Here is a 23,331-nt window from a genome sequence, read left to right on the forward strand (position 1 = left end):
GCCGAGCCGTCGACTCTCGCATATTATTTAGCAATCGCTAAGAGGGACGGCCGACTTAGAAGATCGGCAAGGGCGAAAAAAGTTTCTTCCTGATTTTCGATCCCGTCCGTCGGGATCAATGAAAGACGGAGCCACGGCTCAATACCGGGTTCAGGCGTGAAGCGCATCTTTATGGAGAGCGTTATGCCCGATTGGAATTACGGTCACCCATCTCGCGTCCACCACCCACTCCAGGGAGACAGCGATGCGCAGCCCTGACTTGGACAACGACTCCCGCACCGCTTGGATCTCCCAAGGCTTCGAAAGACTGGTCGACCGCGTTCGCAAAGCGCCTGCGGATCTCCATTTCGATGTTCTGATCATCGGCAGCGGCTATGGTGGCGCGATCGCCGCAGCTGTCATGGCCGGCCGCAAGAACGGGAACGGCGACCTGAGGGTAGGGGTGCTCGAGCGGGGGAAGGAATATCTGCCGGGTTCATTCCCCGCAGGCCCCGGCGAGTTGCCTCGTCATATTCGCAGCGACCGCAACAAAGAGGGACTTGTCGACGTGCGGATCGGACCGGAGGTCGTCACCGTGGTCGCTAACGGCGTCGGTGGTGGCTCGCTGATCAACGCCGGGGTCATGGAAGTCCCGACGGAGACCGTCTTTCAGACACGTTGGCCAGATCAGCTCCAGAACCTCGGCACGTGGCGACAGTATTTCGAACGGGCGCGCGAACTGCTCGGGGCCACGGCGAACGGTGTACCGAACACGATCTCCCTGCACCCAGACGGGCTTCCTCAGAAGCACAAATCCATCCGCAACATCGCGCCATCGAGTTTCCGGGAAGCGGCGATCACGGTCGCCATGGCGAATTCGACGAACTCTGGAAATGTCAGGCTCAACAAATGCGTTCGCTGCGGCGACTGCGCGACTGGCTGCAATTTCGGCGCGAAGAACTCGCTCGACATCAATCTCCTCGTTACCGCGCTGCGCAATGGCGCCGAGATCTTCAGCGGCGCGACCGTGCTCAGCATCAGGGAAGGGTCCGGCGCCTGGATCGTCGACTGCGTCTACACCAATGCCGCGCTCCGGGCGCGCGACGGCGAGGTGCTGAAGATCCGTGCCAGCAAGGTCGTGCTGGCGGCGGGAACGCTCGGAACCTACGAGATCCTGAAACGGTCGGAGGGTGAAGGGCTGCGACTCTCCGGCACACATCTCGGCAATCATTGTTCCACGAATGGGGACATGCTGATAACCGACTACGCGACGTCGAGTACGGTCAATACCGTCTCGGACGAGTCCGTGCAGCCGTCTAAGCGGGCGATCGGCCCCACGATCACGGGCATCATCGATCTTAGAAAGACGGCCGGCGTGCTGATCGAAGAGCTGTCGGTGCCGTCGAGCCTGCGCGTGGCTTTCACTGAAATCTTTGCATCCCTCAACACCCTCCACGGCCTCGACCGAATCGACTGGACGACGCACAGCAAGGGTCTTGCGGTCGATGACGAGTACGTGGTCCCTTCCGATCGGGTCGAACATTCCGCCGTTTACGCGGTGATGGCCGACGACGGAGCCGCAGGACATCTGGAACTCGACCCGACAGCCCCGTCGGGCGAAGACGGCGTCGCGCGGATGCGCTGGGACGACTTGCCCGATCATCCGGTATTCGACGGACAGGTAGAAACGCTGGCAAGGCTCACGAAGAACACGGGCGGGCGCATCATTGCAAATCCCGTCTGGAAGCTCTTGCCGCCCGGTCTGAACTGGTTGCTGCAGAACAAGCGCGGCCCCCTCACGACCGTCCACCCGCTCGGCGGCTGCGTGATGGGAAACAGCGGAGCCATTGGCGTTGTGGACCATCTGGGGCGCGTCTTCAAGACCGATTCGACCGCGGAGGTCCACGACGGCCTCGTCGTTCTCGACGGCTCGATCATCCCGACGGCACTTGGAACGAACCCAGCCCTCACAATAGCGGCGGTCGCTCTGCGCGCTTCGGAGGCGCTTGCAACCCTTTGGAACTATGCCGCCGCTCCGGCGGCAGCCGCCGCGCCCCTGGTTCGCCCGGTGTTCCGTGCAACCGATGTTGCTGCTCCGCAATCCGATACCAATGTCGAGATCATCGAGCGGCTCGTCGGTCCAGTCAGCTTTCGGCCGCACGGCGAAAACACCAGGACGAGGATCGTCGAGCTCACACTCCGCTTCGAGCCGAAGGCGCTCGCAGACCTCGCACCCAGCAACGGCGGCGACGCGACCTTGAAGGTTGCGGCCGATGCTTCCGCACCGCTGGCGCGCAGCATGATCCGTATCTTCCCCCGGGACAAATGGGAGGAAATCGAACGGACCTGGGACCCGGCCGGTCTGAAGGAACAGAAACTGGACGCACTGGCCGAATTCAAGGCGCCGCTGACCGGCAGCCTCCGCGTCCTGGAGCGGCAGGCGACGTGGGTAGGCGGGAGGGTTTGGCGGGCCGGTAAGGCCTGGGTCCTCAATCGCGGGCTGCGCGACATTTATCAGGCGATCGTCGATGGCGATGGCGGCCCCGGCTTCTGGCAACGCGTCCGCTCGGGACTCGCAATCGCCAGCCGTTCAGGTGAAATTCGTGCATTTACCTACGACCTTAAGATCGGAGCGCCCGACCCGGGCGCCCGGATCTCCCTCAGCGGCGACCGTATTCTGGGGATGAAGCGGTTCACCTATGAGCGCCGCTGCAATCCCTGGCGCCAGCTCATGGAGATCGCACTGGAGCGTTTTCCCGGAGCTGAGGGAGCCGTTTCACGACGGGTATTGAAGCTCGATCTCGAATATCTCGCGCGGATCGGCGTGCCGCTTTTCCGCGTTACGAAGCAGCGCGACGGCGTGGCCGCCATCGGCGAACTCGTCACCTTCTTCGGATACTTCCTCCGGCTTCTCCTGGGCCTGCACATCTGGAGCTTCCGGGCGCCGGACAAGGACAAGGATCCGGCGAACGACGTCGTGGATTTCCGGCCGCCCTCTATCCTGAAGATTCCTGGCGGCGGGACAGTCGCGGCGGCCCGGCAGACGATCGCAATGGGTGTGAAGGCGCCAGAGCTCGGCGGGCCGCCCGTCCTCGGCAAGATACTCCTGACGCGCTATCCCAATCCGGGAACGACAAAGAGGCCTCTCGTCATGTTTCACGGCTACAGCGCCGGTGGCACGACATTCGCCCATCACGCCGTCAATCCCAACTTCGCAAGCCACTTCTGGAAGACGGGGCGCGATGTCTGGATCGCCGACCTCAGAACGAGTCCTGCGCATCCGACTGCCAGCGCCGCCTGGAGCTTCGATGAGATCGGCAAGGAAGACGTTCCCCTGGCGCTGAAAACGATAGCGGCTCAGACCGGTGCGACCAAGCTCGACGTCATAGCGCATTGTATGGGAACGATCGTTTTCAGCATTGCCGCGCTCGAGGGGAAAATCGACGGGCTCGTCGACCGCGTGGCCTTCACACAGGTGGGGCCGCTGGTCGTCTTCACGCCCGCCAACATATTCCGTGCCTATGTTGTGCGCTATCTCCTCGGTTTCCTGCCGGACAGCTACAGCTTTCACCCGGAAAAGCCGACGCTGGCGGACGATCTCTGGGACCGCGTGCTTTCCACGCTTCCCTATCCGGTCGAAGAGTTCGACGTCGAAAACCCGGTCTGGCCATGGAAACGCACGCCGTGGACACGCACGCGACACCGCATGGATGCGCTCTACGGCCGGGACTTCAACGCCGCGAACATGGAGCCGGAGATGCTGCGCTTCATCGACGAGCACTTTGGTGCCCTGAGCCTCAAGACAGTCTCGACGACCTTGCATTACGTGCGGCACGCCATGCTCACGGACCACAAGGGACAAAACAGGCTCGTGTCTCGCCAACTCTTCCGCGACCGATGGGATTTCCCGGCGTTCAGCGTGCACGGAGCGGAAAACGGCCTCACACATCCCGCGACCGTCGACCGCATGCGGCGCATCCTGGAGGATGCCGGACGGGTTTATATGGAGCCACCCTTCGTCAATCCGGGCGCCGGCCATCAGGATGCGCTCGTAGGTACGACAAGGCACGCAACCTTCAGGAAGATCGAAGAGTTCCTTGACAGGAACATAAACAGGCAAAGCGGGCAGGCGGACGTGGAGATGACGGCCTATCCGCCCTGGATCGGTCCCATAATCACCAGGGAGGAGCATCCCATTGGGAACCATGTCCTCGTGATGCGGCTGGGGGCACATCCATCAATTCGTGAGACGGAATGTGCCATAATGCTGCGCGTCCTGTTGAGCGGCAACGACATCCTCCGGCCGGACGGTCAGCCTTGGGATTTGCCTTACATCCTCGGCCACATGATGGCTTACTCGTCGCCCGCGCTGAGGGACGCAGGCTGGGATGCCTTCAAGGTTCCGCCTGCAGCGTCCATGCCCGGGCATGATCCGAATTATCCCGGAGACGCACTGTTGGTTCTGCTTGTCTATGCGGAAGACAGATCGCTCCCGCGGTCCGTCGACCTGGAATATTTTGCGGTGTCGAGAGGCGGCATCGTCTATTGGATCGATCCTCACGAGCCTGACGTCAATAATGACAGGGTTCTGGATGAGCTCGACTACGAGCGTTTCGAGACGATCTCCCGCGGGGCGCTGCGGGCCTTGGACGCACCGCGGCCCGACATCAATCCGGAGCACGCATCGAAGAATTCGCCGAAGCGACTGGTCTACCGCGGCATGGCGCCGGTCCGTGGCGCTTCGGTGGCCCCCACGACGGAACCGGAAGCCGGAGCCGGCACCTTGATGGTGTCAGACTTCGCAATGGGCCAGTCCGCGCTGGAGCGTCTGGTCGAGCAGGACCGTAATCTGATGGATGGCGTCATTCCCGATCGGCCGCAGGCTTCGCGGCCATCGGCAGGCGGTACCGGCTTCATGCTCGCCTCATGCCAATATCCCGCCGGCTTTGTCGATGGCACGGTTGCCTATCGCTCCTATGCCCGCGTCGCGGAGCGAATAGGAGCGGCGACGGGCATCCAGCCTCAATTTGCCGTCTTCGTCGGCGACCAGGTCTATGTCGATCCGACCGCCGGGCTCTACGATCCAGCGGCCGAGGATGACCGGTACAAGCTGCCTTACGAGGCATGGCTGCGCGAGCCGAACGTACGGGAGGTGCTGCGCCGTATCCCGTCGTTCATGCTCCTCGACGACCATGAAATCGACGACAATTGGGAGCCGCCTTCCGATGAAGCCAAGAAAAAGGCCGGTCTTGAGGCCTTTCGTAAATACCAGCGCGGCATCAAGCGTGATCTCGAAACTTTCGATTTCGACGGCCTCCATTTCTTCCTGCTCGACACGCGAACAGAAAGGACGCATCGCAGGGTCGGCGACCTTGACAGGGCCTTCCTGTTCAAGACCGGTCCCGGCGCGACAATGGAGAGGCTGGCCGCTTGGCTCAGGCTTCCGAATGGCCCGAAATTCATAGCATCGCCGTCGATGTTCCTGCCACGCCATCGCCGCGCGGTTCAGCGCGACAGCAGCCTCAGTCCGGCGAACCTGAGCGCGCTGCATTCCGATGGCTGGGACGGGTATCCTAACAGCCTGCGCGAAGTCCTCGGCGTCCTTGCCGCCGGGAAGATCCGGCACGTCGTGTTTCTTTCGGGCGACGAGCACAGGGGCTGCATCGCGACCGCGCGATTGACAGACACGAACGATACTTTGCTTACCACCATTCATTCCGTCCACACCGCCGCGATGTACGCCCCGTACCCGTTCGCAAACGGAATCGACGAAGACATCGTCGAGAAGGAGGATTTCGAGTTCGAGTACGGATCGAAGCGCTATCGCTGCGTCGTCAACGCGACCCGGCCACCTCCAGGCGATGGCGCGACATTCCTCCGTGTGCGACGAGAGGGAACCGACTGGAAGCTGGACTGCGATTTTGCCGGAACCGTGCACACGCTCGTGCTCTGACCGTCGCCGCGCTTGCACGACGGTCGGACCGGGCCGCGATGCGGCCGCACCGGGCTCGGCGCCGCCGGTATACAGTCCAGCGCTCGACGACACGGGACGACCGGCACCCCGAAGGGCGCTCAAGCGAGGCTCAAATCATCCTCCGTCGGCAGCGGCAGAGGCGTCAGGCGGAAGCTCCAGGTTCAGTCCAGAATTTGCCGCAGCGTCGCCGCATCCTCGAGAAACGCCTCCGGATCGTCTCGCGCCACGAACTCCAGCATGGCAAAACGACGGCCGGTCCAACGGGGTGGCGGCATGGCGGCCAGAACCGTTTGCCAGTAGTCGGCAGCGGACGCCAGGGGGAAGCGGTTGCGGGCGCGATCCCAGGCGAAGACATGGACATGGGAGACATGCTCGCCAATCCGAGCAACCTCCGCGAGTGCGTCGTCAAGCGGGAGACCGGGTCGAGGCTGCCAGTAGAGGTAGACATTCGGGTGCGCGACCGCCTCGATAAGGCGGAGTGCCGACCGGGTCTCGTCCGTGAGGGATTGCGGGTGGTATTCGAGCGACACCGTGACGCCGTGCCGGGCGGCTTCCGCGCCCATGTCGCGGATCGCATCCGCCGTGGCGCGCCGTTCGTCGGCGCTGTAGTCCCTCGAATCGCGCTGGCGGGTGCCGGGCCAGATGCGCATGTTGGAGGCACCAAGCGCGAGAGTCGTCTTCAGTGCAGGTTCGAACGCGGAAAGATCGTCGGCCGGCGGCGCGACATACGAGCCGTAGGAGGTCTTCAGACCCGTGCTTTCGCACAGACGCCCGACAGCGCGGGCAGCAGAGGCATCGCCGGGGGGAACATGGGCATCTCCCGCCCATTCGATCGCGGCGAACCGCGCCTCCAATGCGAGAGCGACGATTGCCGCCACGGGGAGCTTGCGGAAGGTGACCGTACAGAGGCCCGGCTCGAAAGCGCTCATGCCATGCGCCCCAGGTCCTGCTTGCAAACCTCGAACAGGAGCGGTCTGCCCTGGACGAACCGGCCGACCTCGTCGACGGCCATTTCTCCCAGCCGCGTGCGCTCCAGACCGATGGCGCCGGCAATATGCGGCGTCAGAAAGACGTTCGGCATGCGGTAAAGCGGCGAGCTTCTTTCCGGAATTTCGGGATGCGTGACATCGATCACCGCATTGATCGCACCCGACTGCAGTCTTTCGATGAGCGCCGCCTCATCCACCAGGGCACCCCGCGCCGTGTTTATCAGCGTCGCGCCATCCTTCATGAGGGCGAGCTGTCGGGCGTCGATCATGTGCCGGGTCTCTGGCAGCAGCGGCGCGTGCAGCGAGACGATGTCGGAGCGGGCCATCAGCGTCTGGAGATCGACCTTTTCTACCTTGAGGGCGCAGGCTTCGGATTCGCCGACCAGCGGATCATGAAGCAGCAGGCGATAGTCGAGCAGGCGCAACAATTCGATCACGCGGCGCCCGATCCGCGATGCGCCGACAATCCCGACCGTGCGGCGATAGTTTCCGATCGCTTCCCCCTGAAGAACCTGTGTGCGCTCGCGTCCGCGGTCGGTGGCGTAGATATCGCGGAAGCGGAACACCTGCTTGCCTGAAAAAATGACGGCTGCGAGGGTGAACTCGGCGACCGGCACGGCATTGGCTTCCGCCGCATGGCTGACCTTGATGCCCGCGTCGAAGGCGCTCTCGTCGACGAGCCCCTTGATGGTGCCGGCGGCATGGACGATGAGGCGGAGGCGCGCCGCGCGGGCAAGGACGGCAGCATCGATGAACGGGGCGCCCCAGCCGGTCACCAGGATTTCCGCATCGCCCAGCAATCGCTGCGACCGCTCATCGCCGAACTCCGTCATCGGCTGTCGGTCCAGGATCCGGGCGACGTCACCGAGCCGCGATAAAAGCTCCGGCGTAAAGACGTAGCGCGTTCTTTCCGGCTGCATCGCAATGGCGACGGTCGGGAGGGTCATGGCATTCGTCCCGGGGCCTGCATCGCGCTGACGGTCGGGCCTTCCGCCCGGAGCGCATCGAGCGCCGCGATATCCGGCATCGCCGGCGGGTTCGACCAGTCTTCGGCGACGGCAGACGTGTTGGGGCTCGCGACCACCGCGCAGGCGAAGATGGTTGTTCCGGAGGGAATACTTGCCCGCAATTGCGGCACCAGGGTCTTTGCGGCGATCAGGTTCGTATTTGGCGGCGCTTTCTGGACCAGTCCTTCGCGTGGAACTGTGGAACCGAGATCGCGGATCCCGCTGAAATCCTCAGCCCCGATTGCATGCGCCATCCCTTCCTCTGCGGCGAGCGTGTCAGTCTCGAAGTCCCGTCGGGGAATGGCGAAGCCACCTTCGGCAGTTTCCAGGGGTCGCGGCGTCGTGATCCGGTGCAGGCGTAGATGCCAGGGCGAAAAAGGGATCAGCCAGGTTTCGACAAACACATCCGGCCAGGGCGACCATCTGGAAAACAGCACGTCGCCTGCAAGCCGAACCTCCTCATTGGCCTCGCGCACCCGGTAATGAAGACCGTCGTCGCTGAATGCCAGCATCGAGTCGAAGGCGCCGCCGGCAAATCCCCGTTCGTCGCTCTCGACGCTGAAAGCGTAGCGCGCCGAGTAGGCAAATTTCGCATATTTTTCCGGGCCGAAGCGCATCTGGCGGTTTTCCTGGCCGGAGGAAAGCGCCACCGTGTCTCCTTTGACGGGCATCATGACCATGCCAGGATGGCGAAGGGCGACCGGCCCGGCCGGTGGCCGAGGCGGGGCCTCCGCGCTCGTCCAGAACGGGTGGTTTTCGCCGACGCCAAGCGGCAGGAAAGCCTTGAAGGCCCAATAGGGCGAGCCCGCCGAATTGTAGTTTTCCGACATCAGGAGGTTCGGATAGCCGTATCCGATCGAGAGCACGCCGTCCCGATGCGCTATCGGCTTGTCCGCCCACCATCTGAGGTGGCGAAGGCAGAGCCCCTTGATTTCGCCCCAGGGCAGCGCCTCGAGGTCGGCAAAGGCCAGCGCCGCCCAGAAGCCGGCGCAGGCGAAGCGGTAGGTGAGGCTCCTGCCAAAGGGAAGAGTCGCTCCGTCCTCGGCGAACCAGTGGCGAAAATCCTCAGCGAAGGCGACCGCTCGCTCGCGATAGCGTTTCGCATGGTCGTCTTCGACGAGGCGCGCATAGATCAGCCCGTAGAAGTGCATGGCAAAGGCGATGTAGTGGTCGACGCGCCGCACATTGCCGTCGCGATACCAGCCGTCCCCGATATAGAAACCGTCGAGTTCGGCGAGATAGGCTTTCGTCAGGCTGCGGTCGTGCCCGATACCGAGACGATCAAGGGCGATGTCGACGAGAACGCGGAAGAACTTCCAGTTGTTGTCGGCGTAGTCGAACTTGCGGGCATGGAGAAGATAAGAAACCAGATTCTCCCTCTCACGCCCGCTCAAGGGATCCCAAAGCTTCTCCGGCACTAGCGCCAGCGCGAAGCCGAGGGCCGCAAGCTCGACCATTCGCTGGTCCCGTCCGTTCACCCGTCCCCAATATTCCGGGTGTTCAGGATCGGTGCCGTTGGCGATCCCTTCCGCATAGCGCCCCCAATGAGCAAAATCTCCGCCGCCGGCCGCAAAGGGAGCGAGCCCCCAGAGAGGCCGGGCAAAGCCCTCCAGATCGGCGGCGGACCGGTCGAAATGGGCAGCGGCGGCGTCGAGACGGACCCGAGCGTTTCCTGCAGAGAAACGCGGTAGCAGCGGATCGAAGAGATCGATCAGCGCGCGCTGCATGTCGCTCCGTGTCTTGAGCGGATTTCCGGCAAGCGGGTTGGCGCTGGCGGGGTCATAGGTCATGACTTGTCTTTCGCACTGATTGTGCCCCCGGCCACCGGGACGGCCGCGTGAGAGATATGCCGGGCGGGAACGTCCGGATGGCGGAAGCGAAACTGCATCATGCCGACGGCTTCCCGGCCGAGCGCTGCGCGATCGACACGCATCGTCGAAAGGCGCGGATTGGCCATTTCGGCGCAGGGCAGGTCGTCGAAACCGATGATCGCGAAATCGTCCGGTACCCGCCGGCCCAATTCGGTCACCGCCTCGAGAACGCCCACGGCGATGAAGTCGTTCATGCAGAAGGCCGCGGTGAAACGCCCGTCCTCAGCAAGAGCGGCGAGCGTTGCCGCATGGGCTTCGGCGCTGGAGTTGTTCGCGAACGGCAATCGGATGACACGCGCATCGCCGCCCACGGAGGCGACGGCCGCTTCGAAGCCGCGCACGCGCTCGCGGATCGTATGCCTATGCGATCCGGTCAGATGCAGGATACGCCGGTGGCCGGCGTCCAGCAGCATCCGCGTCGCTGCGTAAGCACCGAAGAAGTTCGGCGGCGAGACACCGTCGAAGCGCAATTGCGGATCGACACCGTTGACGAGGACAACGGGGGTACGGCTTTCCAGGAGCCACTCGGCAAGCGCTTCGGAGGGATCTATGCCGACCAGGAAAAGCCCTTGCGCCCCGACCGATTGCATATGTTCGCCAACGGCTTGCGGCGTCGCCTTCATCTCGTTCATGAGGCGGATGTCGAAAGACATGCCCTGCTCGGCCGCCTCGGAGCGCAAGCCCTCGACTATGCCCTGGTAGAATGCGCTCAGGCTGCCCGTGACGCCGTTGCTCGCGATCAAAGCCAGTGTGCGAACGGCTGCCGCAGCACCGGTTTTGAGAGGATAGCCGAGGTCATTGGCGACCTTGAGGATCTGAGCCCGGACATCCTCGCTGATGCCGGGCTCATTCGCGAGAACCCGTGAGACGGTGGAGACGGAAACGCCTGCATGTGCAGCAATGTCGGCTTGACGGAGTCTTCTGGAAGGTCTTTCGATCATGGTGCAAACATTGCGCAAACAACGCAAATTTGCAATAGGCAAAAGATATATTGCACAACTCCGATTTTTGCATAAGCTCTTGCGTAACTTGGTTCCCTGCAGGCGCTGGAGGAGAGCTCCGGGCAGGGCAGCGATAGGGGAGGACTGGCATGCTACTCAACAGACGCGGATTCATGGTCGGCGCGGCCGGCGCGGCGACAGGTATCGCTCTCGGTTCCCGTTCGGGCCTTGCGGCCGACAGCGTGCAGTTGCGCGCGATGTGGTGGGGATCGAACGACCGCTCGAAGCGGACGTTGGCGGTCGCCAAGCTCTTTCAGGAGAAGAACCCGGATATCGGCATCGTCGGGGAGAGCCTGAGCGGTGACGGGTATTGGACGAAGCTTGCGACGCAGATGGCCGGCCGCGCCATTGCCGACATCTTCCAACTCGAGCCGAGCACGATATCGGACTATTCCAAGCGCGGCGCCTGCATGGCGCTCGATCCCTTCATCTCTTCAGCGCTCGACGTTAGCGCCTTTGGCAAGGACGTGCTGAAGCTGACGACGGTGGACGGAAAGCTCTGGGGTGTCGGCCTCGGTCTCAATTCCTTCGCGCTGTTCTACGATGCCGATGCTTTCGCCAAAGCCGGCATGACGCCGCCGGGCGTCGATACGACCTGGGCGGACTATGCCGACATCGCCGTCGAGATGACCAAGGCGGCCGGCAAGAAGAGCGTCTGGGGCGGACCCTACGGAGCCCGCTACGCCTATGTCTTCGATGCCTGGCTCCGCCAGCGCGGCAGCAGTCTTTACACCGATACCGGGCTCGGCTTCGGCGTCGAAGAGGCGAAGGAGTGGTACGCCTATTGGGAGGAACTGCGCAAGCGCGGCGGCACCGTCGGCGCCGACATACAAACGCTCGACCAGAACACGATCGACACCAATTGCCTGGCGCTCGGCTACTCGGCGATGGGCATGGCCTATTCCAACCAGATGGTCGGCTATCAGCTCATCATGAAAAGCAAGCTCGGTATCGGCATGCTGCCGCGCGCTGAGAAGGGCGGCCCCTCCGGCCATTATTACCGCCCGGCGCTGATCTGGAGCATCGGTGCGTCGACGGAACACGGCGAAGAGGCCGCGAAATTCATCAACTTCTTCGTCAACGATATCGAGGCGGGCAAGATCCTCGGCGTCGAGCGCGGCGTGCCGATGTCGCCGAAGGTTCGCGAAGCGATCCTGCCCTCACTCAACCCGACGGAGACGGAAACGGTCAACTACATTAATGCCCTCAAGGATCAGGTCGGCGGCTATCCGGCGCCGGCGCCGCTCGGATCGACCGAGTTCGATCAGCGCGTCCTGCGACCCATCGCCGACGAACTCGCATTCGAACGCATATCGATCGACGACGCGGCGACACGGCTGGTGGAGGAAGGCAAGGCTACGGTCCGTGCCGGCTGAGCAGTCACACATGGCCTTCCTCTTAAATCTTAGGATTGCCCCGTCCGCGTTCGATGGCGTTTACTCGCCTTGAGCATACGGGAGTGAGCGATGGACGTCGAAATGTTGGCCGGCCTCGGCGTTGCCGTCTTCATCCTTGCCATGTCGATCCTGGTCGCGGACGAAGTCGGGGACCCGCCCGACCTCTCTGCGGCACAGATGAGCTTCGTGTCGGGGGAATAGAACGGACCTGCCGGAGGGGGTGTCACCGGACGTTCACTTCTCCTCCGGCGGCTCCGGCCGCGAGGCGATGAAGATCGCGCAGGTGATCAGGATCGCCGCAACCGAAATCAAGCCGACGACCGGCGGCCCGACCGCAAGCCAGAGATAGGCGAAGCCCAGGCTCATCAGGAAAATCGCTATCATTTTGGTGCGGCGCGCTATTGCTCCGTTCTCCCGCCAGTCGCGCAATGGCGGTCCGAACAGGGCGTGCCCCATCAGCCATTGCTCGAGTCTCGGCGAGGAGCGCGAAAACAGCCACGCCGCCAGCAGCAGAAAGGGTGTGGTCGGCAGCAGCGGGAGAAAGATTCCGGCTGCGGCAAGACCGACCATCACCCAGGCAAGACAGAGAAGCGCGAGGCGCGCGGAAAGGTTCATCTGCCGTCTCTTTCGTCGGATATCAGGGCCGTCCATTTGCAGCAATCGCGTGTTTCCTCAGTCTGCACAGTTCGCGACAATAGCCTACCGCACGTCTCCGGTCGCGGCGCTGATGGGAAGAATTGCTTTCCGGCAGTGAATCAGGCGCGCGGCAGCTAGCCGCTTCAGCGTGGATGTATTTGATGTACTGGCGAATGCTGCGGCATCGTCTTGGCGAATGCGTGGGTTACAAGTAATAGGGTCATGCGATGTTCGCGCTTATTCACTCTCTGCGCCTGTTGTCGGCGCGCCTGCAAGCGGATGCAGGATCAAGGATTGCGAAGACTGTACAGTAATCAGGAACGGAATAAATGACCATAAGCGTTTTGGCAGCAAGTGGCGGCGTGAAGCAAGTCATCTGCATCAATTGGGGCACAAAGTATGGAGCGCCCTTTATTAACAGGCTGTACGCGATGGTTGCCCGCAACATTACGCCGCCTTTTACCTTCACGTGTTTTACCGATAACAGGGCAGGGCTGAACCCCGCGATACTTTGCGAAGACTTGCCTCCGCTCGACGTCAAGAACATGCCGACCAACACGCGAGGCATATGGCCCAAGGCGCGTCTCTGGGGGCCGGCCTTGGGAAAGCTGAAGGGCCCGGTGCTGTTTCTCGACCTGGATCTGGTGATCGTGTCATCGCTGGATGTTTTCTTTGAAATAGGGGAGGCGGATGACGTAATTCTGGCGAGAAACCAAACCACGCCCTTTGAGCGTCTCGGGCAAACGTCCCTCTTCCGCTTTCCCGTCGGGAAGCTCGCACCGCTTCAGGACAGGTTCCGCTCCGACCCACAGGGCGTCGCCGACGAGTACCGGTATGAGCAGCGCTTCGTAAGCCGCAATGCGCCTGGGGGGATAACGTTCTTTCCACGAAAATGGGTTCTTCATTTTCGCCAGGACTGTCGCTGGCCATTTCCACTCAATTACTTCTTTGCGCCCAGTCTGCCGCATGAGGCACGTGTCGTCATTTTTCCGCGCGGTCTGCAACCGCTGCACGCGATAGAAGGCCGGTATGGAACCAAGCGTCCCCACAGGACAGCACTCAAACACATAGCGGGCGTCTTCGACGCGAAGCAAAGGAAGGATAAGGGCGCGCTGCAATACTTGCGGCACTATATCCGTCCGACGCCTTGGGTGGCGGAGCATTGGCGCGAATGATCGTGCGCCGCACTTAGGGTCTCACGGGCGGTTGAGCCGGGAACGGATGACCGAGGCGATGCGGCGTGTCTCATCGAGCGGTTCGTAGCTGTATGGTTCGATCTTTCCTTCGAACGGCCGGGTCAGCTGCAGGGTTTCATGCAGATCCCGGTGATAGCGCTCGAACTTGTCCAGCCGCGGACCCACGACGGGGGTTAAGTCGAGTGTGAAGACCGGCTTCCCCGTCGCCAGGGCTTCGCAGGGCATTGTGATCGAGTCCTTTGCGATGACGAACGCGTCGGCGGCGGCCATGTAGTCGAGATAGGGGTTCTCGCTTCGTCTGTCCCAGACAGTGATACTTTCGCCGTCGAGTGTCGACAGCGCCTGCTGAGTGTGGTCTTCGGATCTGCGTGAGACCGACGCGACGATGCGCCAGCCATCTCTCGCCAACTGCCCGATGGCGTCTTTTATATTCTGGTGGGTTCTGTCGTCGTAAACATATGCGCCATTCGAGCCGCCGACGAAGACCGCGGCTATTGGGCGTCCGTCGGGCGACAATCGTGCACGGGCAGCATCTCTGAGGGGCGCCAGCCGCGCCCAGGTAATCTGATGCGGTACTCCGACCATCGGATGATAGTTCGGCCGCCGGTCCAATTCCTCGACCCAATCGTGACGAGAGACGAAAACGAGATCATATCCTTCGATGCGCGGGCGTTGGAGGTGGATGGCGAAAGGCTTGCCGCCATAGGCCGCTTTAATGTCGAGAACCGCCGGTTCAGCGCGGAAACCGCAGGAGATCACGAGTTCGGGACGCTGTTCCTTTGTGCGGAACAGTCTGGGTTCGAACAGTTTTCTCAGGCCGCGTGTCCGACTTATCAACTTAACCACCGGCTCCCGGTGGAACTGTTTTCCAACGCCAATGCACTGGGTAAGCGTTCCCGCCTTGCTTTCGGCCACGGCCCACACGCAGCTCGTGCCGGGAGTGTCCACCGTTTCGTCGTTGCTGTCTTGCAAATTCGAGCTCCGTTGTGACGCTGCTTTTCTCCGGCCCGTGCCTGGCTGGCGCAGAATTACTGGCCGAGATCGATCCCGTTCTTGTCGACAAAATCGAGCATGCTGCGGTCTTCGATGACGTTCGCTTCGATATACTCTATGGTCGTGGCGACCTTGTTCCGGTATTTCTCGGTGGAACCGTCGAAAGACCAGCCCCTCTCGGTCTTTTCCTTCAGCTCCTCGATCGATTTTGCGTAATAGTGATTGAGCTGAATGAAGTCTGCGGAGTAAAATTCGGCAGCCTTCCGCTTTTTCTTGGGCACCACCACCCCCGCATCATTCGCGGTCTTGTCGCCGTAGGAACGTGTTTGGAAGTGATGCACGCTCACTTTCGTGACTTCGACCGGATCGACGATGCATTTGAAGTTGCTTGCATCGAGGTTCTGCCGCATGGGATCGGAAACTCGCATCTTATAGTTGAGGCAAACGGGCCCTGCCGGTCGCGAGATGTGGCCGCTATGGCCGAACATGTGCCACGGCAACGAAATGTTGGGAAAGTCACCTGCGCCTCGTAAGGCCTCCTCTAACGTTCGCCCCTTTTTCGGAAGGAGAAACTCGTCGACGTCGATGAAGGCCATACGCTCGTAACGGCTGCCGAAATTCAGAATCGCATGGGCGAAAGCGATCGTCTGCCCGTTCAGGAATTCACCACTCCTTTCGTCCCGCATACGCATTCTCCAGGGTACGACGGTCAGTTCCTGGCTGGCTAACACCCTCTGCAGAATATCGAACGTCCCGTCGGTCGAGCCGTCATCGTAGAGACAGAAATGGCGAACACCCACGGCGCGGTGGAATCGCACCCATTCCTCGATGTAGCTGGCTTCGTTTTTGACGCAGGCGACGATCGCGATGCCGTGTCGGCTGGGGTCGCCTGGCGGAGGTGTGATCGCAAGTTCTCTCGTAAGGTGTGTTTTAGGGTTTATTTTGAACATTTACACCCCATGGTGGACAAGATCGGCGTTTACTTCGAATACATCGTCTTTATAGAAGGGGATAGCCGAACTTGGAATCCGGGCTTCGGCAACACTGAGAGGCCGCGCGGTCAAAGCACGCCAAGTTGGGATGAGTAAGCATGGACTTCCCCGCTTCCGGAGCAACGCAGAATTTGGCAACGCCCGAGCAATGGCGTTCTCTGTTTTCCAAGTTTTCACACGTGATCCTCGTGGCTAACAGCGACCAGGTTGACGTCAAGGAACTTCAGGCCGAATACCCGCACACGGCCGTCTTCGTATTCTTCAATAGGGTCTACAAGGTTCTTGATAAACAATTTTCCGGCCACTCCCTGCTGATTTCACGCGCTCAGCCACGGGGCGCCAACATCGTTTACCGGCAAGAGGTCGCTGACGTCGTCAAGCTGTTCGCGCCGCAGGAGTTCCTGGGCATAATGAACATTCGCCTGGCGGCGAACGAGACGTTGAACACAAGCTCCGACTACTTGGGAACGCCCACGGGGCATTTGGATTTGACCGGCTTCTGCGCTGACTTTTACCCAGAGGCCAAAGTCCCCACGAGCGGCTTCGCCATGGCTCTGTGGCTGGTCGATCAGGCGCTCCCGGCCAAAATCATCCTCGCAGGGTTCTCGGCAAAGCGCAGCGAGAAGTGGCGGGTGGTCGCTGTCCACGACTGGACGTTCGAGCAGGTCTTTCTGCGCCTCTTCGCAAGAGCGGGCAAGCTGACGATGCATGGCGGTATTGCGACAAACAGTTACGCATCGCTTGCCTCACGGTTCCCGGAGCTGCCCGCTGCCGAAATCTCTTCGACGATCGCAGAAGTCCTGTCATCGCGTCTGAGCCAGACCGACGCGCAGGTCGACAAGCTGATTTCCCTGACAGGCGCATTTCGGTCCATTGACGAATTCTTACGTGGGCTGAGGCCGAAGTTTCTGAAGAAAACCAAAGCATAGCAGCATCGAAATTCCTGATATCGAATTCTGGTGAGGACAAATGGGATCATGGATCTCCGACGCCCGTAAGCGCATATACCGGAATCTGAAGTACCGCATCACGCGGCCGGATCCGCCGGCCGCACCCTTTCGATTCAATGGCCCCGTCGTCGTTGTAGGGTCCGCGCCTATCTCCAACAGGCCGGCCGGATTGGACGAGAGCTTCAGGATCATTACCGTGAACGGCTCGCAATCGGTCATCGGCAAGTGGGGCGTTGATGCGCCGGACATTACCATGATGATGTTCAATCAGGTCGAAGGAACCACTGCGAACGCGATCGAGGTCAGGCGTGTGCTGAAAGGGCAGCGCACAGGGACGCTCTACGTATTTCTCTGGCGCAAGGACGATCGCGCGCGCCTGGAGGAAGGGTTGCGGGCGTTCGACTATAGATACGACCGGCTGGAAATCGTCGATCGATATGAGCGGATGGCGTTGCTGGATCGGGTTGCCGACTTGCGTTCCCTCGAGATGGACGCCGATTCCAAATGCTCGAACGGTATGAACGCGGTCCTTTTTGCCCTCTACAACGGAGCGCCCGCCGTCATCGTCACGGGAATAAATCCGAACTCAAGCGGTCACGTCTACAATTCAACGGGCTTGAAGCGTTTTCATGTTCAAATGGACAAAGTCCTCGTTTCCAAGCTGATTAGCGAGGGTCGCCCCATCTTCACGGCGGATCCGCCGGTTTCGGAAGAACTGGGCATTCCGTTGTGGAGCGGTTCAAGCCGCTAGTACTTTGAATATTTGTTCCGTGCCGTCGTTTTGTCCGCTCAACGCCTGCGTTAGAGAAATCAATGATTTCAAATCGTCCGTTTTCACGTTCCTTCATCAAGATCGCCGTTCGCCTCCTCCTGGGCCGTTCCAGGGCCCATGTTCAGGACTGGTTTCCCGGCCTCAAGCTCGAACTTGCAACCGCTGATCGAGACGGCATGATCCGGTATCGAGGCGAGTCGGTAGGACGTCTCACGAGCCCATCGCGCGCCGTGGAAGAAATGCCGTCGAACGTACTTATCGTCGGCTCCGGCCCCTCTGTCGCCCGATGCGATCTGACGCGCGCAGACAGGTCTTCATGCCTTCTCTTGAACGGCGCGTTGCACCTCTTCCCCAGCGTGGTGGCAAAGCCTCTGGCGATCGCAATCGAAGACGAACGGTTCATATGGAGGCACTTCGATCTCGTGAAGCGGATTCCTGCCGGATGCGTCTGTCTTCTGTCCGTGAGCGTCATAAGGGCGATCTGCGAGTTGGACGGCACATGGCTGCGAGACAGGCCGGTCGTATTGATCGATAACGTGCGAAAGCCGTACGGGGTGGCACGTCGGGACACCGCTGAACTGCGCAAGCTGCCGTATGTGCGGCTGAGCGAGGACGGCGACGTCGGCTTTTCCGAGGACCCCTTTGCCGGCATTTTCCAGGCAGGCTCGGTCGCGGTTTCCGCCGCACAGTTTGCCGTCGCCTGGAGGCCCCGCTCGATCGGCTTCGTGGGGATCGATCTCAGTAACGCCGATGAACCGAGGTATTACGAAACAACCGATAAGGCCTATTCGGGAATCGTCGCAGCCCAAAGGCGGATCGTCGACCATCTGGTCATGGCTCGCAGCATAGCCGCCGAGAGCGGCATCGAGGTCGTTAACCACTCGCCTGTCTCGGCCCTTGTCGGGATGGGGTTTGGCTACGACGCCACCTTTGCCAAAGCCGAGTGACGCTTGGCTGGGATGGCGTTGGCTGACGTTAAAGCGCTGAAGCCGTATCGCAGCACCGCATCGGGGCGGAAGGCGGTCCGGTGATTGCCGCCGCCCCGATGAAAATCGCTTAGGGTGTCGAGCGATTAAGCCGAGCGCTGCGTTACATGAAGGACACGATCACGCGCGGCGAACCATTCCTCGGCGTAGTCATCGTTCTTATATTCATCGAAGTAAGGCCCGCCATCGGTGAAATGGACAAGCTTTGCATCCGGCGAATATTCGTACTCGTTTACGAGCCAGTTCCAGCTCGCGGGCAGTTCGCCGATGAGATCGTCGGAATCCAGCCATTTGAACTGATGCAACTCGAGCCCGGTAGCCGTATTGACGTAATCCAAATCAAGCTTGCGGCACTTGGCGTTGTTGAACAGGATCACGCTCGACCAGTTCTTCTTTTCGTACTTGGTCTGGACCTGGCCCAGGAACTTCGTTTCGACTTTCGGAACGTAGTCGTGTTTTACGCACATCGCTGCGTAGCGATCGTCTCTCAGTTCCCACAACTGCGCGATATCAGTCCGCATCAGCATGTCGCAGTCGACGAAAAGGGACCAACCCTCGTAGCGGCTCAGATAAGGCACGAGGAACCGAGAAAAGGAAAACTCTGTGGATTGGAGAGGATTCCGCTCGCGCGTAAAAATCCTGTCGACGTTGTTCAAGGATATCGGCGTGAACGTGACCGGGATGGAGCTCTTTTCCAGAATACTTTGGCAAAGAACATGATAGGCGACGACTTCCTTGCTGTCGAAGCCGATGTAAATATGAGCACTTTCCGTCATTAAACCTCCGGTGACAGGTAGGCTTCAAGCGTGCTTGGCAAGCGGCGAAACGACTCAAAATCACTTATTTGCGTATAAGCGGTTTTCAGGTGTAAACAAAAAAGGCGACGCCGTGAAGCCTTGTGCGACGGATAACGTTCTCTCGCCGGCATCAACCGCTTTCCTGTCGCATCGTCTCGTCCTCGTGATGAAGCGAACGATGCGGCTGGTTGCTCGTGGACCTCAATCGGGCGTCTGGCAATTTCCTCGAACTTCGCCTAGTAGCTTGTCGCTGGCCCGCGCTATCGCGACCGATACGGGCGACGACGTTGGGGATAGAAATGCGCAGTCTCCTGGTTCGAAGACCGGATCTCTTATACGTTCTGATTGCCGGCTATTGCCTGCTCAGCATCGCCCTGAAGATTCTGCGCCCGGACTCGCTCGAGATCGACGAATCCGAGCAAGCCCTGCTCTCACAATATCTGCTGCTCGGATACGGAGCCCAGCCGCCCTTCTATAATTGGCTTCAATATGGGGTCGTGGCGCTGTTTGGAATCTCGGTCGCGTCGCTCACCATCGTAAAAAACGTTCTTCTGTTCCTCTTCCTCCTGTTCTACGGACTCACTGCAGGTGTCCTCTCCAGCAGCCGGCACGCTCCGGCCGTGGCGGTGCTGGGCGTGCTGACGCTGCCACCGGTTTTCCTTCTGGCGCAGCGCGATTTGTCCCACACCGTCGCCGCGCTTTTTGCGGTGTCGCTTTTCCTTTACGGCTTTTTCCGCGCCCTGAAGAACCCGCCCAGCCTTGGCCCTTATCTGCTTGTCGGCGTTGCCGTGGGGCTCGGGGCACTTTCGAAGTACAACTTCGTTATCCTCCCCGCGGCGGCACTGCTCGCCATTCTGCCGGAAGCAAAGCTGCGCAAACATCTGTTCGACTGGCGTGTGCTCGCTTCAGTTGCCGTTTGCGCGGTGATCGTGGCACCCCATGCCTACTGGGTCGTCAATAATCTCGGACATGCGACCGGTGTCACTGTCGCTGAAATGAAGGAGGGGGCGGACAGCGCGCTGCTGCCGCACGCAATCCAAGGGCTTGTTTCGCTTGCGGTTGCGAGCCTCAAAGGCGTCGCGCTGACCCTTGCCGTCTTCGGATTGCTCTTCTACGCGGATCTCGGGAAAATCCTTCGCGCCGAGAGCCTATGGACGAGGGTCGTCGGCAGGATGATTCTCGCCTGCTTCCTGATGATAGCGCTTATCGTCGTTGCAATGGATGCGACCCATATCCGTGCGAAATGGCTGGCGCTGTTTACTGCGCTTCTTCCACTCTATCTGATGCTGAAAATCGACGCCGCCGGTCTGGACTCTGCCAGGCGCCTGCCTGCACTTCTTTCTGTCGCGGGCGTCCTCTCCGTCGGCGTGATCGTGATGCTTTGGGCAAGGGTATTCGTCGGCCCTATGATCGGCGACTATTCCTTCGCACATACGCCCTATAACGCATTTGCCCGGGTTGTGCGCGCTCAGCCCGGTCCGCCCCCGGTAGCCATAGTGGCCGACGACAGAATCGTGGCAGGTAACCTCAGAGTACAGTTTCCCGGCACCCCGATCATTCTGACGGGGTTTTCTCCGGAACCAGAACGACGTCTTCAGGCAGGACGGATTTTGGCGGCCTGGCCGGCAGAAGAACGGAAGGGGCGAGAAGAGATTCCCCCTCGCATTTCGGCTCTGCTGCAGCTCATGCCCGTGACAATTGCCGACGCGAGGCCGACGATCGTCTCGGTTCCTTACAACGCCGGACGCCCGGGCGACGTATACGCTTTTGCCTATGTCTGGGCGGACGTCCGCTGACGCCGATCCGGGCCGATCGGGGTGCCCGGCTTGCCGGCGATGTCGCCTTTGTCACGAACGAAAGGCAGGCCGATATGCTCGGAGAGTTCCGACTCGGTCGTGAAGACATTGCCCCGATCTCTCAATTGGGTCAGAACGTAAGTGTCCTCGGCAATCTGCCGCCGGGTTTTCCCCTTGTCGTCGTAGGAATGTCCCATTTTGGTGACCGAGAAGCCCGCAAGGGTCACGGACGGCACGCCCATGAAAAGTGCATAGCACAGGGCGGCAACTCCGTTGGTCACCTTGCCGACTTCTCCAATATCGGAGGGAAGCCCGCCACTGACGATGTCGACGATCGCCTCGCGCTCGTCTTTGGTGGCACGCATCAGGCTCTTGTACCGCACGTGCGGCATTGCCAGAAGTTTCAGATACATCACCCAGATAGGCTTCGTATGAAGCCATAGAAGACCTCGCGTCCTTACGTGGGGATGCTCTTCCCACGATTTCTTCCGCTTTCGAAACGTCAAATCAGCGGGCGGGAGGCCCAATGCATTGGCCGTCTTGCCTGCGTTATTGACGTCGACGCGCGCGCAATATCCAATCAGGTCCGGCGGAATCGTCGGAGAGGGCGCGGAACCGAGAATCAGCCACGGCTTATCGAGAATGCCGAGTCGCGAGAGCCAACGGCGGTGCTTTTCCCGCAGTTTTTCAAGCGCTTCAGGTTCAATCGTCATCGCGAATTCCATTGACCGGGTGGGCAGGCGAGATTCACTTAAAGAACTGACATGTTATGTCTCGCACAAGCCAGGCTGCCTGTCCATTCGCCGCCGGGGCTTCGACCGGAAGGGGTGAACCGGTATTGCAATATCTCAATACTTCTGTTGTCACGCTTCAGTAAGCGTGGAAATACTCGCAAATCGCACAATTTAGCCATCTTGATTTGATTTCGAAGACTTCAATGGTAAGCGACGCCTTGAGAACCGGTCGTCGATAATGACGGGCAGTCAAGAAATGAACGTGTTTGTAAGTGACGCAATACTGGCGTCGATCAGTCGTACGATCGCCACCGCCGCCGACGGGATCAATGCGCTGGCGGCCTGTCTTGAGGATGACGCGGCCTTTCGCCGTCGTTTCGTCGACGCCATCGAACTCGTCGCCTCCAAGCGTGGCCGGGTGGTTGTCGCGGGTGTCGGCAAGAGCGGGCACATCGGGCGCAAGATCGCCGCGACGCTTGCCTCTACCGGTACATCCGCCTACTTCGTTCATCCGACGGAGGCAAGTCACGGCGATCTCGGCATGATCACCGCGCAGGATCTGCTTATCCTGCTTTCATGGTCCGGTGAGACGGTCGAACTCGGGAACGTCCTTACTTACGCCAAGCGCTTCGACGTTCCGGTTATTTCCGTCACGTCGAATGCGGGCAGCACAATCGCTCGCAACTCGACGATCCCGCTCGTCCTGCCGAAAGTGCCGGAGGCATGCCCTCATGGTCTGGCCCCGACCACGTCTGCGATGCTGCAGTTGGCGGTGGGGGATGCTCTCGCAATTGCATTGCTTGAGCGCAGGGGGTTTTCGGCCGAGGACTTCAAGACGTTTCATCCGGGCGGCAAGCTCGGTTCGCAGTTGCTGCTTGCCCATGAGCTCGCCCATTCGGGCGAGGCTGTGCCGCTTTTGCCGATCGGCAGCCCCATGAGCGAAGCGGTCATCCAGATGTCCTCGAAGGGTTTCGGGGTCGTCGGCGTCGTTGGCAGCGCCGGTGAACTTGTCGGTGTCATCACCGATGGGGACTTGCGGCGCCACATGTCAGAGAATCTTTTGCTCCTCACGGTCGAGACCGTGATGTCGCATACGCCGCGCGTCATTACGGGCGGCATGCTGGCCAGCGCCGCAATGGAAATGATGCAATCGCAGAAGATCACGGTGCTGTTTCTGGTTGATGATTTGCGCCGGCCGTCGGGCATCCTGCACGTCCATGATCTTTTGCGTGCCGGAGTCGCCTGAAGATATTCCGGTGCC

At 60.7% G+C, this 23,331-nt stretch carries 19 protein-coding genes; 10 read left to right on the forward strand and 9 right to left on the reverse strand.

Annotation, left to right across the window (positions count from 1 at the left end; genetic code table 11):
- Positions 1–244: 244 nt before the first annotated feature.
- On the forward strand, positions 245–5,932 hold the full coding sequence (locus SINAR_RS0101780; protein WP_027997444.1) for an alpha/beta fold hydrolase: 5,688 nt from the start codon (positions 245–247) through the stop codon (positions 5,930–5,932).
- 182 nt (positions 5,933–6,114) lie between these two features.
- Here SINAR_RS0101780 and SINAR_RS01000000132945 read toward each other — a convergent pair whose 3' ends face one another.
- The 4 genes from SINAR_RS01000000132945 to SINAR_RS0101800 are packed head-to-tail and all read right to left on the reverse strand — an operon-like array spanning position 6,115 to position 10,761.
- Positions 6,115–6,882 carry a sugar phosphate isomerase/epimerase family protein gene (locus SINAR_RS01000000132945; RefSeq protein WP_150824007.1) on the reverse strand — a complete coding sequence of 256 codons (768 nt, stop codon included), beginning with the start codon at positions 6,880–6,882 and terminating at the stop codon, positions 6,115–6,117.
- Positions 6,879–7,889: a hydroxyacid dehydrogenase gene (locus SINAR_RS0101790; RefSeq protein ID WP_027997445.1), complete on the reverse strand. Its 1,011-nt coding sequence runs from the start codon at positions 7,887–7,889 to the stop codon at positions 6,879–6,881. The genes SINAR_RS01000000132945 and SINAR_RS0101790 overlap by 4 nt, the downstream gene beginning before the upstream one ends.
- A complete protein-coding gene (locus SINAR_RS0101795) occupies positions 7,886–9,739 on the reverse strand; it encodes a DUF2264 domain-containing protein (protein WP_027997446.1) in 1,854 nt (617 codons plus the stop codon). Before SINAR_RS0101795 ends, SINAR_RS0101790 begins: the two co-directional genes overlap by 4 nt.
- Positions 9,736–10,761: a LacI family DNA-binding transcriptional regulator gene (locus tag SINAR_RS0101800; RefSeq protein ID WP_027997447.1), complete on the reverse strand. Its 1,026-nt coding sequence runs from the start codon at positions 10,759–10,761 to the stop codon at positions 9,736–9,738. The genes SINAR_RS0101795 and SINAR_RS0101800 overlap by 4 nt, the downstream gene beginning before the upstream one ends.
- 149 nt (positions 10,762–10,910) lie before the next feature.
- Here SINAR_RS0101800 and SINAR_RS0101805 point away from each other — a divergent pair, with 149 nt between their 5' ends.
- Together SINAR_RS0101805 and SINAR_RS1000000138140 are read left to right on the forward strand one after the other, a co-directional pair.
- Positions 10,911–12,197 carry an ABC transporter substrate-binding protein gene (locus SINAR_RS0101805; protein WP_027997448.1) on the forward strand — a complete coding sequence of 429 codons (1,287 nt, stop codon included), beginning with the start codon at positions 10,911–10,913 and terminating at the stop codon, positions 12,195–12,197.
- 90 nt (positions 12,198–12,287) lie between these two features.
- Complete coding sequence (locus SINAR_RS1000000138140) at positions 12,288–12,419, forward strand: hypothetical protein (protein WP_027997449.1); 132 nt, start codon at positions 12,288–12,290, stop codon at positions 12,417–12,419.
- A gap of 33 nt (positions 12,420–12,452) precedes the next feature.
- Here SINAR_RS1000000138140 and SINAR_RS0101815 read toward each other — a convergent pair whose 3' ends face one another.
- Positions 12,453–12,833 carry a YbaN family protein gene (locus SINAR_RS0101815; RefSeq protein ID WP_027997450.1) on the reverse strand — a complete coding sequence of 127 codons (381 nt, stop codon included), beginning with the start codon at positions 12,831–12,833 and terminating at the stop codon, positions 12,453–12,455.
- A gap of 350 nt (positions 12,834–13,183) precedes the next feature.
- Here SINAR_RS0101815 and SINAR_RS0101820 point away from each other — a divergent pair, with 350 nt between their 5' ends.
- The gene (locus SINAR_RS0101820; RefSeq protein ID WP_027997451.1) at positions 13,184–14,029 is read left to right on the forward strand and encodes a hypothetical protein; all 846 of its coding nucleotides are present in this window, start codon (positions 13,184–13,186) and stop codon (positions 14,027–14,029) included.
- A gap of 21 nt (positions 14,030–14,050) precedes the next feature.
- On the opposite strand, the gene SINAR_RS0101825 is transcribed toward SINAR_RS0101820, so the two are convergent.
- Positions 14,051–15,022, reverse strand: coding sequence for a mitochondrial fission ELM1 family protein (locus SINAR_RS0101825; protein ID WP_027997452.1), 972 nt, complete (start codon positions 15,020–15,022; stop codon positions 14,051–14,053).
- Between the two features lie 56 nt (positions 15,023–15,078).
- Positions 15,079–15,948 carry a glycosyltransferase family 92 protein gene (locus tag SINAR_RS0101830; protein ID WP_234710572.1) on the reverse strand — a complete coding sequence of 290 codons (870 nt, stop codon included), beginning with the start codon at positions 15,946–15,948 and terminating at the stop codon, positions 15,079–15,081.
- Between SINAR_RS0101830 and SINAR_RS1000000137630 the strand changes: the two genes are divergently transcribed.
- From SINAR_RS1000000137630 to SINAR_RS0101845, 4 genes are all read left to right on the forward strand, one after another.
- Positions 15,829–16,131: a hypothetical protein gene (locus tag SINAR_RS1000000137630; protein WP_234710577.1), complete on the forward strand. Its 303-nt coding sequence runs from the start codon at positions 15,829–15,831 to the stop codon at positions 16,129–16,131. The genes SINAR_RS0101830 and SINAR_RS1000000137630 overlap by 120 nt on opposite strands.
- Before the next feature lie 2 nt (positions 16,132–16,133).
- Positions 16,134–16,964, forward strand: coding sequence for a hypothetical protein (locus SINAR_RS0101835; protein WP_027997454.1), 831 nt, complete (start codon positions 16,134–16,136; stop codon positions 16,962–16,964).
- 40 nt (positions 16,965–17,004) lie between these two features.
- Positions 17,005–17,736, forward strand: coding sequence for a hypothetical protein (locus SINAR_RS0101840; RefSeq protein ID WP_027997455.1), 732 nt, complete (start codon positions 17,005–17,007; stop codon positions 17,734–17,736).
- Positions 17,737–17,798: 62 nt separating this feature from the next.
- Positions 17,799–18,704 (forward strand): glycosyl transferase, encoded by a 906-nt coding sequence (locus SINAR_RS0101845; RefSeq protein WP_027997456.1) that lies wholly within the window; start codon positions 17,799–17,801, stop codon positions 18,702–18,704.
- A gap of 125 nt (positions 18,705–18,829) precedes the next feature.
- Here the strand turns inward: SINAR_RS0101845 and SINAR_RS0101850 are convergent, their stop codons facing one another.
- A complete protein-coding gene (locus tag SINAR_RS0101850; RefSeq protein WP_027997457.1) occupies positions 18,830–19,519 on the reverse strand; it encodes a glycosyltransferase family protein in 690 nt (229 codons plus the stop codon).
- A gap of 320 nt (positions 19,520–19,839) precedes the next feature.
- On the opposite strand from SINAR_RS0101850, the gene SINAR_RS0101855 reads away from it, so the two are divergent.
- Positions 19,840–21,336: an ArnT family glycosyltransferase gene (locus SINAR_RS0101855; protein ID WP_027997458.1), complete on the forward strand. Its 1,497-nt coding sequence runs from the start codon at positions 19,840–19,842 to the stop codon at positions 21,334–21,336.
- Here the strand turns inward: SINAR_RS0101855 and SINAR_RS0101860 are convergent.
- Positions 21,312–22,049, reverse strand: coding sequence for a hypothetical protein (locus SINAR_RS0101860; protein WP_027997459.1), 738 nt, complete (start codon positions 22,047–22,049; stop codon positions 21,312–21,314). The genes SINAR_RS0101855 and SINAR_RS0101860 overlap by 25 nt on opposite strands.
- A gap of 277 nt (positions 22,050–22,326) precedes the next feature.
- On the opposite strand from SINAR_RS0101860, the gene SINAR_RS0101865 reads away from it, so the two are divergent.
- On the forward strand, positions 22,327–23,316 hold the full coding sequence (locus SINAR_RS0101865) for a KpsF/GutQ family sugar-phosphate isomerase (protein WP_027997460.1): 990 nt from the start codon (positions 22,327–22,329) through the stop codon (positions 23,314–23,316).
- Positions 23,317–23,331 lie beyond the last annotated feature (15 nt).

The organism is Sinorhizobium arboris LMG 14919, assembly GCF_000427465.1.
Taxonomy (GTDB): Bacteria; Pseudomonadota; Alphaproteobacteria; order Rhizobiales; family Rhizobiaceae; genus Sinorhizobium; species Sinorhizobium arboris.